Source organism: Cupriavidus sp. HPC(L) (assembly GCF_000307735.3).
Lineage (GTDB): Bacteria > Pseudomonadota > Gammaproteobacteria > Burkholderiales > Burkholderiaceae > Cupriavidus.
Map to the genome: position 1 here is coordinate 23491 of NZ_AMPR02000455.1, position 16152 is coordinate 39642.

Below are 16152 nucleotides of genomic sequence, written 5' to 3' on the forward strand. Positions count from 1 at the left end.
CGGAACGGCACGGCACGGAACGGCACGGCACGGCGAAAGCGAAGCAAGGCGAGGCGAGGCGAGGCGGGCGCTGGCCCGCTACGTCGCAGGATGCAGCCCCTGCACCAGCGCGCGCTTGTTGTCGCGGCTGCGGCGCGCGTGCTCGCGCATCAGCGCTTCGGCGCGCGCCCCTTCATGCGCGACGATGGCCCGCACCACATCCTCGTGATCGAACTGGGCCCGCTGCACGAAGGCCAGTTCGAGCGACGGCTGCACGCCCGCCGCGCCAAGCGCGCCGGGGCCGGCCATCGGGGTCTTGGCGATATGGTCGAGCGCCGAGGCCAGCGCGGGATTGGCCGCGCCTTCCACCAATGCCCGATGAAAGCGCGCATTCATTGCGGCCCAGCGTGCGGTATCGACCGGCGTATCGCGGCCGAGCAGCGCCTGTTCGACCAGCAGGCGCCCTTCGTCGACGCAGGCCTGCAGCTCCGCCAATACCTCTCTGGTGACGCCGTGCTCGGCCAGCAGCCGGGCCGCCATGCCTTCGAGCGTGCCGCGCACGTCGATCGCCATCGCCACTTCGTCCAGCGTGACCTGACGCACGCGGAAGCCGCGCGTGGGCAGCCGCTCCAATAGTCCTTCCTTTTCCAGCTCGCCCAGCGCCAGCCGTAGCGGAGTGCGCGACACGCCCAGTTCGCCGGAGAACTGCACCTCGCGGATCCGTTCGCCGGCCTGCAGCTCGCCCGCCAGGATGCGGCGCCGCAATTCCATCGTCACGCGTTCGATCTGAGAGGCCATCGGTCAAAAGTGCATTAGGGCGAACTTGCCGGGCTTCATTATGACACGGGGACGGCTTGACGCAGTCGTGCGCATCGCCAATACTGCATGCAAAAATAAGGTCGTAACGACAATACGAGGCATACAAATGCGTGTTTGCATGCAAACATCGCCGACATGCCGGACAGGAGACAAGACCGTGCCATCCCGCTTTCCCAGGCGCCGAGCCTCTCGCTCGCCCGCCGTTTCGCTGCGCCGCCGAGCGGTGGCCATCGCCATCGCGTCCGGGCTGCTGGCCGGCGCCGCGCCTTCGCTCGCCGCGTCCGAGCCGTATCCGTCGAAGGCGATCCGCCTGATCGTGCCGTTTCCGGCCGGCGGTGGCGGCGACACGCTGGCGCGCCTGGTGATGACCCGCGTCGGCAAGGAGCTGGGCCAGACGCTGGTGATCGAGAACGTCGCCGGCGCCGGCGGCAATATCGGCTCGCAGGCCGCGTCCAAGGCGGCGCCGGACGGCTACACGCTGCTGTATGGCACCAATGGCACCTTCGCCATCAATCACGCGCTGTACAAGCGCACCGGCTTCGACGCGATGCAGGATTTCGTGCCGGTGGCGCAGCTGACGCGCATTGCGACGATGGTGGTCACGCGCCCCGGTTTTCCGGCGAAGCGCTTTCCCGAACTGCTGCAGGTGTTGAAGGCCAATCCCGGCAAATACACGGTCGCGTCGGCCGGCAATGGCACCACCTCGCATCTGGCCTCCGAGCTGCTGAAGGCGTCGACCGGCGTCTCGATGGTGCATGTGCCGTATCGCGGCGGCGCGCTCGCGCTGACCGACCTGATGGGTGGCCAGGTCGACCTGATGATCGAGGTGATGCCCAACGTCATGCCGGCGGTGCGCGGCGGCAAGTTGCAGGGGCTTGCCGTGACGACGGCACAGCGCGTGCCGAGCTTCCCCAATGTGCCGACCGTGGCGGAGCAGGGCGTGGCCGGCTTCGAGGTCAGCGCGTGGGACGGCATCTTCGTGCCGAAGGGCACGCCACCGGAGGTGGTCGCCAAGGTCGAGGCCGCGATCCAGAAGGCGCTGGCCGACCCGGCGCTGCGGCAGCAACTGCTGGACCGCGGCGCCGAACCGGTGCCGCAGTCAAGCGCCGCCTTCACGCAATTCGTCCGTGCCGAATACGAGCGCTGGGGGGCGCTGGTCAAGCGCTCCGGGGCGAGCGTCGATTGATCGCTGAATGCCGATTGGACGAACCAGGAATCAAGCAGGAACCGAGACAGACATGACCGCCAACATTACTGCCAACGCCAACGCCCGTTCGCCCGCCGCCGACGATCGCAGCGGACTGCCGCACTACGACCGTCCGCCGCTGAAGGACAGCCGCCGTCCGCGCTGCCCGCCGTTCGTCGAGATCGCCGATGCCGACCAGCTGCTGCCGTATCTCGAGCATGTCGCGCGCCGTCCGTACAACCACGGGCTCAATGCCTGCTGGGACCTGAAGGAGGGCGAGCGCGTGCTGCTGCGCGTCGACAACTGGCACAGCGAGCTGACGATCCAGGCGTGCCAGCGCATCCTCGATAAGTACAAGGTCAAGTACGAGATCCAGAAGGTCGATCGCGGTCCGATCCCGACCTGGGTCGGCGCCGACGAGGTCGACTACTACCTGTTCCGCACGCGCGAGCTGGCGCAGTGGATGGACATGTGGGAGGAGGAAGAGAAGAAGCAGCAGTACGACAAGATCCTGATGGGCTACGGCGGCCCGGTGCTGGCCGAGCGCTTCATCAAGATCCAGCGCATGCCGTTCATCACGCCGGAAATCCTCGCCTCACCGGCGCACGCGATGCCGATCGAGGTGATCAACGCGATCGACCGCTGGACCTGGGATCGGATCCGTACCGCGCGGCGGGCGCGCATTACGGACCCCGAAGGCACCGACATCAGCTTCACCAATCACGACGACTACTGGGACGCGCGGCGCGAGTTCTATCACCCCGACCTGACCGCGGCGACCTGGCGCGGCAACGAGCATTTCGGCAAGACCTATCTGCCGGGCCATATCACCGGGCGTCCGTGGATGTTCCATCCGTTCAAGGAGGACGGCTGCGGCGTGATCGCCGGCACCACCAACCATATCGCCCCGTGCGACTGGACCCAGCTCGTCGTCGAGAATTCGAGGATCACGCGCATCAACGCCGGCGGCGACTTCGGCGACAAGCTGCGCAACGTGATGGAGCAGACCAGGGACATCCAGTATCCGACCTTCCCGGGCAAGGGCCTGATGTACTGGTGGGAGGCGTCGATCGGCACCAATCCGCATATCCATCGGCCGCGCAAGGACTTCCCGTCGGGCTTCGTCAATTGCCTGTATGAACGCGTGCGCTCCGGCGTCATCCATATGGGCTTCGGCACCATCATCTCGTCGATGGCCGAGCGCGAGGCCGCCAGGATGGGGCACCTGGTCGGCCATTGGCACCTGCACCTCTACTTCCCGACGTACACGACCGAACGGTCCGGCGACAACGAGAACATCATCGAGAACGGCCGGCTGCTGGCGCTCGACGATCCCGCGATCCGCAAGCTGTGCGCGAAGTACGGCGACCCCGACCTGTGGCTCGACGAGAGCTGGAACCCTGCCGTGCCCGGCATCAATATGCAGGGCGACTACTGGTCGCACTATGCGAAGGACCCGGTGCACTGGGTCAAGACCGAGCTGGAGGTCTGCCGCAACTACCACCCGATGTTCATGCGGATGGTCGATGCCGATGCCAAGTACTGCGAAGGCGAGGGCGCGCGCTGGTGGAAGGGCGGATGCTGCAACCACAGCGGCGTGCAGGCGCCGGTGCTGCCTGGCAACTGCTGCGGCACGGAGGGCTCGGCGGTACAGGATGCCGCGCCGGCTCAGGCCGGCCACTGCTGCCATGGCGGGGCGGCATCGGATTGAGGGCTCGCTTGTCCCTCGCCATTGCCATCGCGGCCGGCGCGATGGCCGCCGATCTCGCGCTCGATGGCCTGTGGCACGGCGCCACGCTCTATCTGCAGCGCTGCGCCACCTCGGGGCCGTGGATCGACCCGACCGTCTTCGGGCAATGGACGGTGGACCACCTGCGCGCCTTTCCGGTCAGCAGCGCCGCAATGATGCTCGGTTGCGCACTGCCGCGTGCGCCGACACGCGACGGGACGATCGGCTTGGCACGGCGGTTCGCCGCGATGGTCGTGGCGATGCCGGCGCTGTGCGCGCTGGGTTTGCAGGCCGCCGCCGCGATGCCGCCGAATTTGCAGGTAGCGGCCTATCTGGCGACGATGTGGCTGCCGATGCTGGCCATCGACGGCGGCCTGCCCGCGTTACCGGCCGGACGAGGGCTTACTTGTCGTTACCGACCTTCTTGTTCAGGTCGCGCGCCATTTGCAGATGCTGCTCCAGATCCGGCACGTGCTTGGCGGCAAAGGCCTTGATATCGGGGTCCTTCGCATTCTTCGCGGCTTCCTGGAACAGCTTGACCGTCTTTTCATGCGCGGCGACGCCGATCCGGCTGGCGTACATCTTGTCGAAGCGCTCGCCGTCCAGGGCGCTGAGTCCCTTTAGCTCGGTGCGCTGCACGACCGACGGTTCGGTCGGCGGCGTATAGCCCTTGCTCGAGGCCAGCTTGGTCAGCTCCTCGTTGACCGTGGTGTGGTCCTTGACCATGCGGGCCGCGAAGGTTTTGACGTCGGCGCTGGAGGCCTTCTGTTCGGCCAGCTTGCTGCCTTCGACCTCGGCCAGGCCGCCTTGTGCTGCGTTCTCGAGGAAGCTGCGGTCGGCGCGCACCAGCTTGCTGGTATCGCGGGCGGTGCCCCGCGTGCCGCTCTCATCCGTTGCGGTCGTGGCGGGCATATTGCCGGGCGCCGTGTTCTTCGGCGCGGTGCTGGTGCCCTGCGCCATCACCGCCGAGGACAGCAGCAGGGAGCAGGCGGCGGTACCGAGGGCGCTGAGTGCTTTGGTGCGAATGATACGAATGGGCATGGCATGTTCTCCCTTGATCGTGGATGGGTATGCCTCGTTCAGCAATATCCACGCCCAGCTCGGTCCCGCGCGCCGCCAGGCGGTGCAACGAGGCCCGCGAACGCAGGGCGCCCGCGACGACCGCCTGCGCGAACGTGCCCGCCGGCGAAAAAATTGCATGCGGCGGTAAAAACGCTCGAACCGTGGAATCCGCTGTGTACGGAGCGGCTTTCTTCTGCTCCGTACACACAACGCGGCGCAGTGCATGCAAAAAAGCCGTTTTCGAGGGGCGCCGTAGTAGAATTGGCCCCACTCAAACCGATGTCCCTGCCGCATGCCCGAAGAGCGAACGAGTCTGGCGGAAACGATCCGCGCCACCATCGAACAGGAGATCCTCTCCGGCAAGCTGGCCAGCGGCGCCCAACTCGACGAGCAGCAATTGCTGTCGCGTTTCTCGGTATCGCGTACGCCGGTGCGGGAGGCATTGATCCGGCTGGCGTCGGCGGGGCTGGTGGACCTGGTGCCGCGCCGCGGCGCGATCGTATCGGCGATCACGCTGCGCGAATACGTCGCGATGAGCGAGATCCTGGTCCAGCTCGAGGCATTGGCGGCCCAGCTGGCGGCGCGGCGCATCACCGAATCCGAACGGGAGGCACTGCGCGAGGCCTACGCGGCTTGCCAGCAGGCCGCGGCGCAGGCCAGCGCGGACCGCTATCGTGAGGCCAACGACGGGTTCCACGCGGTCATCTACGATGCCTGCCGCAACGAGATCCTCAGCGCGCAGATCCGCACGATGCGGGCCCGCATGCGCGGCATGCGCGACTACCGCTTCGAGAAGCCCGCGCGCATTCGCGCCTCGCTCGAAGAGCACGGCGCGGTGATGGAAGCGATCCTGCGCGGCGATGAAGAAGCGGCGGCCCGCGCGATGGTCGAGCATATCTCGACCGGCGGCAACGTCTATGCGGACATGATCGCGTCGATGCCGGACGAGGCGGTCGGCGCCAAGGCGCCGCGCTGAAGGAGGGCGTGCCTGGATGCGCGCCGCGATTCAGTCGACCATTCAGTCGACGTTCAGTCGATCTTCACACCGGCCTGCACCGTGCGTTGCAGCGCGACCTTGCCATCCTGCTGTGCCCATTGCTTGAACTCCGCCGGCGAGCGCGACGGCGCGGGCTCGCTGCCGTTGTCGACAAGACGCGTGCGAATCGCCGGGTCGGCCAGCACCTTGGTAGCGGCCGCATAGAGCTTGTCTGTCACGCCCTTGGGCAGTCCCGCCGGTCCGAACAGCCCGAACCAGAAGGTGTAGTCGAAGCCCGGCAATCCCAACTCCGCAATGGTCGGCAGGCCCGGCGCCACCGCGGAACGCTGCGGCGTGGTGACGCCGATCATCTTGACCACACCCTGCGTGCCGAGCGGCAGCACCGACGATGCCGTGCCGAAGGAAAACTCCACTTCGCCCGCGGCCACCGCCTGCAAGGCCGGCGCGCCGCCCTTGTACGGCACGTGCGTCATGTCGACGCCGATGGCGTTTGCGAACGACAGGCCCGCGACATGCGGCGAGCCGCCGATGCCTGACGACGCATAGTTGAACTTGCCCGGATTCGCCTTGGCCTTGGCGGCCAGCGTCTTGACATCGGCGATGCCGAGGTCCTTGTTGACGGCCAGGATCAGCGGCGAGATGGTCAGCCGGGTAATCGGCGTGAAGCTGTCGGGCTTGTACTTGACCTTGTACAGGTGCTGGTCCATGCCATAGATCGTCGCGGTAGCGAGCCCGAGGGTATAGCCGTCCGCCGGCGCCTGCGCCAGCCATGCCGATGCGAGCGTGCTGCCGGCGCCGGGCTTGTTCTCGACGACGACCGGTTGCCCCAGCTCTTTGGACATCGCCTCGCCGACGACGCGTGCAACGAAGTCGGCCGCGCCTGCCGGCGTGTAACCAATCACCAGCCGGATCGGCTTGTTCGGATAGCCGTCGGCCATCGCGTGGCCGGATGCGGCGGTGCCGATCAGCCCCACGGCCGCCAGGGCCGCGAAGGACGTGACAGTCCGGGTGGAATGGCTGTGCATCGGTGTCTCCTTGTCGTGTTGTATGGGTCGATCGGGCTCTGCGGCCCCACATCGATCGTCAGGGCGATCGTCAGGCCTATTCGTCAGGCCTATTCGTCAGGCAATCGCGCCCTTGCCGCGCCACTGCGCGATCAGCTCCGGCGCAAAGCCCAACTCGCCGAGCAGCTCGTCGGTCTGCTCTCCCGGGTCCGGCGCAGCGCGCGCAAAGCGCTCCGGGTGGGGCGCGGCGGACAGATTGATCGGCGAGCGCAGCAGGTCCAGTTCGCCGAGCACCGGATGACGCACGGACCGCGTCATGCCGAGATGGCGTACCTGCGGGTCCTCGAACGCCTGGCCGATATCGAGGACGGGGCCGCAAGGCACGCCGGCCGGATTGAGCCGCGCCATCAGTTCCGCGCAGGTAAAGCGCGAGGTGTAGGCGTCGATCGCTTCGTCGAGCCGCGTCCGGTGGCGGGCACGCGATCGCGCGTCGCGATAGTCGGCGTGGTCGAGCAGATCGTGCGCCTCCAGCGCCTGGCAGAAGTTGGCCCACATCCGCTGCGTGCTGGCCGCGATATTGACGAGCCCGTCGCTGGCGCGATAGGTGCCCATCGGCACCAGCGTCGGATGCGCGTTGCCCTGCTGCGTGGGGACTTCGCGGTCGACCGTGTAGCGCGCCGCCTGGAAATCCAGCTTGTTCAGCATCGATTCGATCAGCGAGGTATGGACCCATTGGCCTCGCCCGGTCCGTTCGCGGTGGAACAGCGCCAGCAGAATCCCCTGGCCCAGGAACATGCCTGCCGTCGTATCGGAGATCGCGATGCCGACACGGACCGGCCCGCGCCCGGGCTCGCCGGTCACCGAGCTCAGGCCGCACATGCCCTGGACGATCTGGTCGACCCCGGGCCGTTCGCTGTACGGGCCGTCCTGGCCGAAGCCCGAGATGCTGGCCAGGATTACGCGCGGATTGCGCGCGCTCAGCGCCTCGTACGTCAGCCCGAGCCTGGCCTTGACCACCGAACGGAAGTTCTCGACCACCACGTCGGTGTTCTCGAGCAGTCGCGCCAGGATCTGCGCCCCTTCCGGCGTTTTCAGGTCCACGCACATGCTGCGCTTGTTGCGGTGAAGGTTCTGCTCGTCCGAGCCGCGGCGCTGGCCGGTCACCGAACCGTGGTCCTTCGGCGGCGGCGGCTCGAGGCGAATGACATTGGCGCCCCAGTCGGACAGCAGCCGAACCGCGGCCGGGCCGGCGCGGGCGACCGTCAGGTCGAGGACGTTGATGCCGTGCAGAGGCAGTTGGGAATCGGATGGGGGCATGGTTGGGGGAGGCGGTGATTGAGCGGAGACGGAGTGCAAGCGAGTATACGCACACAAATCATCTGTATACGAATAGGGGGTTATATGGATGCGGATGAAAGAATGGTGTCCTAGACTTTGCGCTGGACAGGGCTCCGGGCAGGCCGTGGATCGCGCGTTTCGACAGCGACCCGATCGCCAAATGTGCCTTGTACGCTATGGCCGCGCTTCCACTATCAAGGAAACGTATGCAGACATTGGCAATACAAATACAGAAGAACGGCGGCCCGGACGCGCTGGAATTCATCGAGGTCGCGGTGCCGCCGCCGGGCGAGGGCGAAGTCCAGATCCGGCAGAGCGCGATCGGCGTCAATTTCGCGGACATCTATCAACGGCGCGGCAGCCATGGTCCCCATCAGCCGACGTCGTTCCCCGTCATCCTCGGTTCGCAGGGGGTGGGGCGGATCGAAGCGCTGGGACCGGGGGTCAGCGGGCTGGAGGTTGGCCAATCGGTCGGGTGCTTTCAGCCGGGGGCGTATCAGGTGGTGCGCAACGTCCCCGCGGCGCGCGTGGTGCCGTTGCCGCCGCAGATCCCCGAAGACGTGGCCGGCGCCACGCTGCTGCGTGGCCTGACCGCGGAATATCTGCTGCGCCGGATTTCACCGGTTCAACCGGGCGATGCGGTGCTGGTGCATGCGGCCGCCGGCGGCATGGGCGTGATCCTTTGCCAATGGGCGAGGGCGCTGGGTGCAACCGTGATCGGCACGGTCGGCTCGGAGGCCAAGCGCGAAATGGCGCTGGCCCATGGCTGCCATCACGCCATCGACTACCGCCGCGAGGATTTCGTCGCGCGCACGCTGGAGCTGACCGATGGCCGCGGCGTCGCGGTGGTCTATGACGCGGTCGGCAAGGACGTGTTCGTGCCGTCGCTGTCGTGCCTGCGGCCGCTGGGCATGGCGATCAACTACGGCACCGCATCGGGCGACGTCGAGGCGTTCGACCTGCAGTTGCTGCATGCGAAGTCGCTGATGGTCTGTCGTCCCACGCTGCGCACCTTCATCGCCGATGCCGCCTCGTTACGTAACGGCATGGCGGCGCTGACCGAAGCGGTTGCCGCCGGCCATGTCCGGCTCGAAGTGGGGCAGCGCTTTGCCTTTGCCGATGCGCGCGAGGCCCACCGGCAGCTCGAGGCCCGGCAGACCAGCGGCGCCGTGGTGCTGATTCCTTAGACCCAACGATCAATCGAACCGGCATCGCCGGTGGTGCCAGGAGAATCGGCATGAAGCTCTATCACAGCTGGCTGTCCAGCGCGTCGCGGCGGGTGCGCCTGTGCCTTGCGGAGAAAGGCATCGGCTACGACAGCGTGCCGGTCGACATGCGCCGGCAGGAGCATCATTCCGCGGCTTACCTGGCCGTGAACCCCAACGGCGTGGTGCCGGGGCTGGTGCTGGACGACGGCAGGGCGCTGCACGAAAGCAGCACCATCTGCGAATACCTCGACGACACGCATCCGCAGCCGCCGCTGCGGCCGGACGATCCCTACGGGCGCGCCGTGATGCGCAACTTCATTCGCTGGACCGACGAGCGCGCGTTGCCGAACCTGCTGATTCTGAACTGGAGCCTCGTGTTCCAGGCGCAGGCGTCGCAATGGACCGATGCCGAGCTGGCCGAACGGCTGGGCCGCGTGCCGACCGCGCAGCGGCGCGAGGCGTGGCTGCGCGTCGCGCGACAGCCCTATACCGACGACGAGAAGCGCGCCGCGCTGGACCAGCTGAAGGCCATCGTGCCGAAGATGGAGGCGATGCTGGCGGATGGCGGTCCTTGGTTGCTTGGCGATCGCTACACGCTGGCCGATATCGCCGCCGTGCCGTTCGTCGCGCGGCTCGCCGAACTCGATGTCAATGCGCTGTCAGCGGATTCCGCTCCCGCCGTGGCCGACTGGTGGCGGCGCGTGCAGGCCCGTCCCGCCTTTGCACAGGCGCGGATCGACCGTTTCGACGCTGCGCTGGCAAGCGCATAGGCGGCATTCTTTTCCCCTTGATTCGATCATTCCCTCTCATTACAAGGTCAGCCATGTCAGACACAGGATCGCTCCCCATCCTCGAGATCGAAGACCGTATCGCCACCATCACGCTGAGCCGGCCGGACGTCGCCAACCGGCTGGGGCCGGACGACCTGGCTGCGCTGCGCCAGCATGTCGACACGGTCAATGAGGCCGACGTGCTGGTGCTGCGGATTCGCGGCAGCGGCAAGTACTTCTGCAGCGGCTTCGATATCGGCAAGCTGGCCGCAGGGCAGCGCGGCGCCGGGTTCGAGCCACTGGTCAATGCGCTGGAAGACTGCCGCCCGGTGACGATTGCCGAGATTCACGGCGGAGTCTATGGCGGCGGCACCGATCTCGCGCTCGCCTGCGACTTCCGCATCGGCACGCTTGCCACCGAGATGTTCATGCCGGCCGCCCGGTTGGGCCTGCATTTCTACCAGCGCGGCATGGAGCGCTATGTCACCCGGCTGGGACTGAACGCCGCCAAGCATCTGTTCCTGACCGCCGAGAAGATCGATGCCGAGGCGATGTTCCGATGCGGCTTCCTGACTGAGCTGGTGCCGGCCGGCGCGCTGCGCGCGCGCGTCGAGCAGCTGTCTTCCACCATCGCTTCGCTGGCGCCGATCTCGGTGTTCGGCATGAAAAAGCATTTGAACGCGATCGCGCGCGGCGTGCTGGACGTCGAGGCGTTGACCGCCGACATGCAACGCTCGGTGCAATCGGAGGACATCAAGGAGGGCGCGCTCGCGTGGAAGGAGAAACGCGTGCCGCGCTTTGTCGGACGATAGGGACTAGTGAAGCGCGCTGGGCCGAAGGACCGGGTTTCAAGCCGCCAATTCCTGTCCCAACGTTTCGTCGTTGAATTCGGTCAGGCAATTGAGATCCAGCGCGCGGATCTGCTCGGTCATGAAGTCGATAAAGACGCGGATGCGCGTTGGCAGGTGCTGCCGGCTGAGGTAGCAGATGTAGTGGCCGCGATCGTCCGGCGCATGCCGGCCCAGCGCGACGACCAGTTCCTTGTTCGCGAGGTGGCCGCAGATCTGGTATCCGGCCATCTGCGCGATGCCCCAGCCCTGCAGCACCGCATCGAGCACCAGATCGGCGTCGTTGAAGGTCAGCCGGGCCGTCGGCATGAGCTTGCGCACATTGCTGTCGACCTTGAACTCCCATTCGAATATCCGCCCGCTGGCAAAGCGGAAATTGATGCAGTCGTGCTCCGATAATTGTTCGAGCGTCTGCGGCAATCCGCGCGCGGCCGCATAGGCGGGCGATGCGCACAATGCCATCTGCATCGGAATCAGTCGTTTGGCGATGATGCTCGAGTCCTCGATGCGGCCATTGCGAAATGCCACGTCGATCTGCTCGGAGGCGAAATCCGTCGGTTTGTCGTCGAGCAGCAGATCGATCGCGATATCCGGATAGGCCTTGATGAAGCGCTCCAGCAACGGGGCGACGATCTTGCGGCCGAATCCCACCGTCGAACTGATGCGGATCAGGCCGCGCGGCGGGCCCTCCCGTAGCTCCAGCATGTCGTTCATCGCTTCGACGATATGCGTGACGCCCTGATGGCAGTTTTCGAAGAATCGCTGACCTTCGCGGGTCAGCTGTGTGGTACGGGTCGTACGAAGAAACAGCCGCGTGCTGAGCTGGGTCTCCAGCTTCTGCACGTTGCGGCTGACGGCCGAGCGGCCGATGCCCAGGCGCTCGCCGGCCTTGGCAAAGCTGCCCTCGCTGGCCACCGCCATGAATGCCATGATGCCGGCATAGCTGGCCGCGAAGCTGGTGGAGAGCGCGTCCGCGCGATTGGGCAGGCTGAGGCGAAAGGCGCGTTCCGCTGTTTCCGATTGGTTCATTTCAGCACTCCCTGAATGCATGGCCGCGCAGAGATATGGCGTGCCTGGATGCTAATCAGGCGTCGCTGTACCGTAAATGACAGCGTTCCCTGAATTTCTGCCAGGCTGCCATCCCGTTTCCAGGCGATTTGCGATGCGCGCTCGCGATTGGTGCAGGAATGGAAACGGCGTCGCTTTGCCGCATTGCCGCATTGATGCGATCTTGCACGCGATCGTCGGCGGGACATAACATCCGGTGTCTCTTTCCCGGTTGCCATGGAATTGAATTCTTCTCTCCCCGTCTCCGCGGCCATCGAACCAACGCCGCGCAACGTCGTGTTCGTGCTGTATCCCGATGTCAGCCTGCTCGATTTCGCCGGTCCGCAGACCGTGTTCTGGGCCGCATCCCAGTACGCGCGCGAGCGCGGCATGACGGAGTATCGCTGCCATGTCGCCAGCGAGTTCGGCGGTGCCGTGCCGGCGGTCGAGGGCACGGCGATGCAGACGGTGGCGCTCGACAGCCTGGACCCGCGCACCGTCGATACGGTGATCGTGCCCGGCTCGCCGAAGATCCTGCAGGTGGCGAAAGAATCCGGCTCGCTGATCGAATGGCTGCGCACGGTGTCCGGCAAGGTCCGGCGCACGGCCTCGGTCTGCAGCGGGGCATTCCTGCTGGCACACGCCGGGCTGCTCGATGGCAAGCGCGCCACCACGCATTGGGCGATGCTGGCCCGGTTCCACGAGATGTTCCCCATGGTCGATCTGGACGCCGATGCGATCTTCGTCCAGCAGCAGAACCTGTGGACGTCCGCGGGCGTTACCACCGGCATCGATCTGGCGCTGGCCATGGTCGAGGCCGATTGCGGCCACGAGGTCGCGCTCAGTGTCGCCAAGGAGCTCGCGGTCTACATGAAGCGCCCAGGCGCGCAGCCGCAGCTCAGCGAAATGCTGATCGCGCAGAGCCGGCAGGTGCCGGTCTTCGAGACGCTGCATTTGTGGATCGCCCAGAATCTGTCGCGAGAAGACCTGTCGGTCGAACAACTGGCCGATCGCGTCGGCATGAGCCCGCGCAACTTCGCGCGGGTCTACAAGGAAAAGACCGGGCGCACGCCGGCCAAGGGCGTCGAGCACTTCCGCATGGAAGCGGCGCGCGGCATGCTGCAGGACATCGACAAGCCCGTCGACCAGATTGCGCGCGAATGCGGCTTTGGCAGCGAGGAACGCATGCGGGTCGCTTTCCACCGGCACTTCGGGCTCTCGCCCAGCGAATACCGGTTGAAGGTCAATCGCTGATCCGCGCATTGCTTTCGAGCGGTCTGCCTGCTCCGGTCTGCCCGCTCCGATTGGTGCCGATCGGGAAACACCGTGGTTTCGGCATCGGTCTGGTGCGCGCGATGCGCGACCCCTAGCATGAGCGTGAAGTTGTTCCACTTCCACTCACAGCAGGGAGAAGCATCATGAAGATCGTTGTCATTGGCGGCACGGGCCTGATCGGCAAGAAGGTCGTGGCGAGGCTATCGAGCGAGGGGCATCAGGTACTCGCCGCGGCGCCGCAAACCGGCGTCAACGCCTTGACCGGCGAAGGGCTCGCGCAGGCGCTGGCCGGCGCGCAGGTGGTGGTGGACGTCGCCAATTCGCCATCGTTCGAGGATGCCGCGGTACTGCATTTCTTCGAGACATCGGGGCGCAACCTGGCTGCCGCCGAGAAGGAAGCGGGCGTCGCACACCACGTTGCGTTGTCGGTGGTCGGCACCGACAGGCTTCCGCAGAACGGTTACTTCCGCGCCAAGCTCGCGCAGGAGACCCTGATCCGCGAGTCCGGCGTGCCCTATACGATCGTCCGCTCGACGCAGTTCCTGGAGTTTCTCGGCGGCATCGCGCAAGCGGCGGCGCAGGGCGACACGATCCGGTTGTCGCCCGCGCTGATCCAGCCGATTTCGTCGGAAGACGTCGCGCAGGCCGTGGCCGATCGCGCGCTGGCCGCGCCCGCGAACGGCATCGTCGAGATCGCCGGCCCGGAACCGTTCAAGATGAGCGACATCGTGCAGCGCTATCTGCAGGCGATCGGAGATTCGCGCACGGTCAAGGTCGATCCCGCTGCTCGCTATTTCGGCGCCGAGCTGCAGACGGGTTCGCTGGTGCCGGAGGGACAGGCCCATCTGGGGCGCATCAGCTTCGAGGACTGGATGCGCCAATCGCAGGTCAAGTAGGCGCGGAGGCCCTATGACAACCAAGGGGCTGAAGCCGCCGCCGCTGACGCTGCTCGACCGATATCGCGGCAGCGACTTCGCCGCGCTGTACACGACCACCGTGACGGTGTCGGGAGGCGAGGCAGGGCATGGCCGCGCATCGGGCGTCGCGCGATCGGACGATGGCAACCTGCATCTGGACCTGCGCTTGCCGGCGGCACTCGGCGGGCCGGGCGGCGGCACCAATCCCGAACAGCTTTTCGCGGCAGGCTTCGCGGCGTGCTTCCACGGCGCCTTGAGCCTGCTCGCCCAACGCGAGCAGATCGACATTGCCGCGGCGACGGTCGCCGTCAAGGTGTCGTTTGGCCGCGATCCCGCCGACGGAGGCTATGGGCTGATTGCCGACATCCACATCCGGATGCCGGGTGTCGACAAGCCGGTCGCCGAAGAACTGGTCCGCCATACCGAGCGGCTTTGCCCCTACGCAAAGATCGCCCGCGAGGGTATGCATACCGTCATTACCGTGTCGGTTTGAGGAACTGTCCAAGAATCTGGAGTGAAACCATGAAACCAGTCACTGCCTTTGCGGCAACGCTGCTGCTCTCGTCGCTGATGGTGGGACAGCCCGCCGCCGCGGCCGGGGAAGGCGTCTCGGTCAAGCCGCTGCTGACGCAGCCGTTGCCCGAATACCCCGGCAAGGAAGTCGAGATGATCGTCGTCGATTACGCGCCCGGCGGCGCCGACCCCGTGCATCGCCACGACGCCCACGGCTTCGTCTATGTGCTCGAGGGCAGCATCGTGATGGGCGTCAAGGGCGGCAAGGAGGTCACGCTGAAGGCCGGCGAGACCTTCCACGAAGGGCCGAACGATATCCACACGGTCGGGCGCAACGCCAGCAAGACGCACCCGGCGAAGTTCGTCGTGTTCCTGATCAAGAAGCAGGGTGCGCCGATTCTGACGCCGATCGATTAGGGCGCGCGAATATCGACATACGTTTTACTTCGTTCTCCTGGCGGAATGGGGCCCATACCATTGTCTGGTCCCATTCATTGCCACGGAGAACCGATGAGCGCCGTCATCCAGGATCGCCCTGAAACCACGTCCACCGAGCTGGACATCGTTCCGGTTTCGCCTCGCATCGGGGCCGAAGTTCGCGGGCTGCGCCTGTCGGGCTCGCTGGCCCCAAGCACGCTGGCGGCGCTGAAGGCCGCCTTGCTGCGACACCGCGTGCTGTTCCTGCGCGGGCAGCAGCATCTCGACGACGCGACCCACCAGGCGTTCGGGCGGCTGTGGGGCGAAATCGAATCGCATCCTACTGTGCCAGCCCCGGACGGCACGGCTTTTCTCGAACTCGACTCCCGCCACGGCGGCCGCGCTGATTCCTGGCATACCGACGTGACCTTCAAGGTTGCGCCGCCCAAGGTCTGCATCCTGCGGGCGGTGGTATTGCCGCCGGTTGGCGGCGATACCGTCTGGGCCAACACGGTGGCCGCCTATGACGCGCTGCCGGAAGAACTGAAGGCGATCGCGGACCGGCTGTGGGCCGTCCACGGCAACGACTTCGACTATGCGGAAACGCGCGTCGACGACGGCGCCAGCGAACAGGAGGCCGAAGGGCGCAAGAAATACCGCGCGGTCTTTACGCGCAAGGTCATCGAGGCCGAGCATCCCGTTGTGCGGGTCCATCCGGAAACGGGTGAACGCGCGCTGCTGCTCGGCCATTTCATCAAGCGGCTGTCGCGGCTTTCGACCAGCGAATCGCGGCATCTGTTGGAGGTGCTGCAAAACCGCGTGGTGCGGCTGGAGAACACGGTGCGTTGGCGCTGGTCGCCCGGCGACGTGGCGATCTGGGATAACCGCGCCACGCAGCACTACGCGCTGAACGATTATGGCGACCAGCACCGGGTGGTGCGGCGCGTGACGGTGACCGGCGACGTACCGGTCGGCGTCGACGGCCGCCGCAGTGTCGATCTGACTGCCGCCGCGCAGCAGTGATTCATGCCATTGCATCAGGA

17 protein-coding genes are annotated in these 16152 nt (G+C 66.3%); 12 read left to right on the forward strand and 5 right to left on the reverse strand.

Features of this window, described 5'->3' with window-relative positions; translation table 11 throughout:
- Positions 1-78: 78 nt before the first annotated feature.
- Complete coding sequence (locus tag B551_RS23125) at positions 79-777, reverse strand: GntR family transcriptional regulator (protein ID WP_006575577.1); 699 nt, start codon at positions 775-777, stop codon at positions 79-81.
- Between the two features lie 244 nt (positions 778-1021).
- Here B551_RS23125 and B551_RS23130 point away from each other — a divergent pair, with 244 nt between their 5' ends.
- Genes B551_RS23130 through B551_RS26320 form a run of 3 tightly spaced genes read left to right on the forward strand, consistent with a single transcriptional unit; the run spans position 1022 to position 4207 of the window.
- Positions 1022-1984 (forward strand): tripartite tricarboxylate transporter substrate binding protein, encoded by a 963-nt coding sequence (locus tag B551_RS23130; protein WP_006575578.1) that lies wholly within the window; start codon positions 1022-1024, stop codon positions 1982-1984.
- A 52-nt stretch (positions 1985-2036) separates the two neighbouring features.
- A complete protein-coding gene (locus tag B551_RS23135; protein ID WP_006575579.1) occupies positions 2037-3695 on the forward strand; it encodes a hypothetical protein in 1659 nt (552 codons plus the stop codon).
- Between the two features lie 41 nt (positions 3696-3736).
- Positions 3737-4207, forward strand: a complete 471-nt coding sequence (locus B551_RS26320) for a hypothetical protein (RefSeq protein WP_006575580.1) — start codon at positions 3737-3739, stop codon at positions 4205-4207.
- Here B551_RS26320 and B551_RS23140 read toward each other — a convergent pair.
- Entirely contained in the window at positions 4116-4754 is a 639-nt protein-coding gene (locus B551_RS23140; RefSeq protein WP_023265108.1) for a DUF4142 domain-containing protein, read from the reverse strand. The genes B551_RS26320 and B551_RS23140 overlap by 92 nt on opposite strands.
- A gap of 313 nt (positions 4755-5067) precedes the next feature.
- Between B551_RS23140 and B551_RS23145 the strand changes: the two genes are divergently transcribed.
- Complete coding sequence (locus tag B551_RS23145; RefSeq protein WP_023265109.1) at positions 5068-5751, forward strand: GntR family transcriptional regulator; 684 nt, start codon at positions 5068-5070, stop codon at positions 5749-5751.
- Between the two features lie 53 nt (positions 5752-5804).
- Here B551_RS23145 and B551_RS23150 read toward each other — a convergent pair whose 3' ends face one another.
- Entirely contained in the window at positions 5805-6797 is a 993-nt protein-coding gene (locus B551_RS23150; protein WP_006575583.1) for a tripartite tricarboxylate transporter substrate binding protein, read from the reverse strand.
- Between the two features lie 96 nt (positions 6798-6893).
- Complete coding sequence (locus tag B551_RS23155; RefSeq protein WP_006575584.1) at positions 6894-8093, reverse strand: CaiB/BaiF CoA-transferase family protein; 1200 nt, start codon at positions 8091-8093, stop codon at positions 6894-6896.
- Between the two features lie 227 nt (positions 8094-8320).
- On the opposite strand from B551_RS23155, the gene B551_RS23160 reads away from it, so the two are divergent.
- The 3 genes from B551_RS23160 to B551_RS23170 are packed head-to-tail and all read left to right on the forward strand — an operon-like array spanning position 8321 to position 10904.
- Positions 8321-9301 carry a quinone oxidoreductase gene (locus tag B551_RS23160; protein WP_006575585.1) on the forward strand — a complete coding sequence of 327 codons (981 nt, stop codon included), beginning with the start codon at positions 8321-8323 and terminating at the stop codon, positions 9299-9301.
- 50 nt (positions 9302-9351) lie between these two features.
- A complete protein-coding gene (locus B551_RS23165) occupies positions 9352-10092 on the forward strand; it encodes a glutathione S-transferase family protein (protein WP_006575586.1) in 741 nt (246 codons plus the stop codon).
- 53 nt (positions 10093-10145) lie between these two features.
- Positions 10146-10904, forward strand: coding sequence for an enoyl-CoA hydratase/isomerase family protein (locus B551_RS23170; RefSeq protein WP_006575587.1), 759 nt, complete (start codon positions 10146-10148; stop codon positions 10902-10904).
- Positions 10905-10940: 36 nt separating this feature from the next.
- On the opposite strand, the gene B551_RS23175 is transcribed toward B551_RS23170, so the two are convergent.
- The gene (locus B551_RS23175; RefSeq protein ID WP_006575588.1) at positions 10941-11969 is read right to left on the reverse strand and encodes a LysR family transcriptional regulator; all 1029 of its coding nucleotides are present in this window, start codon (positions 11967-11969) and stop codon (positions 10941-10943) included.
- A gap of 255 nt (positions 11970-12224) precedes the next feature.
- Between B551_RS23175 and B551_RS23180 the strand changes: the two genes are divergently transcribed.
- The 5 genes from B551_RS23180 (at position 12225) to B551_RS23200 (ending at position 16132) form a co-directional block, all read left to right on the forward strand.
- Positions 12225-13241, forward strand: a complete 1017-nt coding sequence (locus tag B551_RS23180; RefSeq protein ID WP_006575589.1) for a GlxA family transcriptional regulator — start codon at positions 12225-12227, stop codon at positions 13239-13241.
- 164 nt (positions 13242-13405) lie between these two features.
- Positions 13406-14158: an SDR family oxidoreductase gene (locus tag B551_RS23185; RefSeq protein WP_006575590.1), complete on the forward strand. Its 753-nt coding sequence runs from the start codon at positions 13406-13408 to the stop codon at positions 14156-14158.
- A 13-nt stretch (positions 14159-14171) separates the two neighbouring features.
- Positions 14172-14672, forward strand: coding sequence for an Ohr family peroxiredoxin (locus tag B551_RS23190; RefSeq protein ID WP_023265110.1), 501 nt, complete (start codon positions 14172-14174; stop codon positions 14670-14672).
- Between the two features lie 29 nt (positions 14673-14701).
- On the forward strand, positions 14702-15109 hold the full coding sequence (locus B551_RS23195) for a cupin domain-containing protein (RefSeq protein WP_006575591.1): 408 nt from the start codon (positions 14702-14704) through the stop codon (positions 15107-15109).
- Positions 15110-15202: 93 nt separating this feature from the next.
- On the forward strand, positions 15203-16132 hold the full coding sequence (locus B551_RS23200) for a TauD/TfdA family dioxygenase (protein ID WP_023265111.1): 930 nt from the start codon (positions 15203-15205) through the stop codon (positions 16130-16132).
- Positions 16133-16152: the final 20 nt, after the last annotated feature.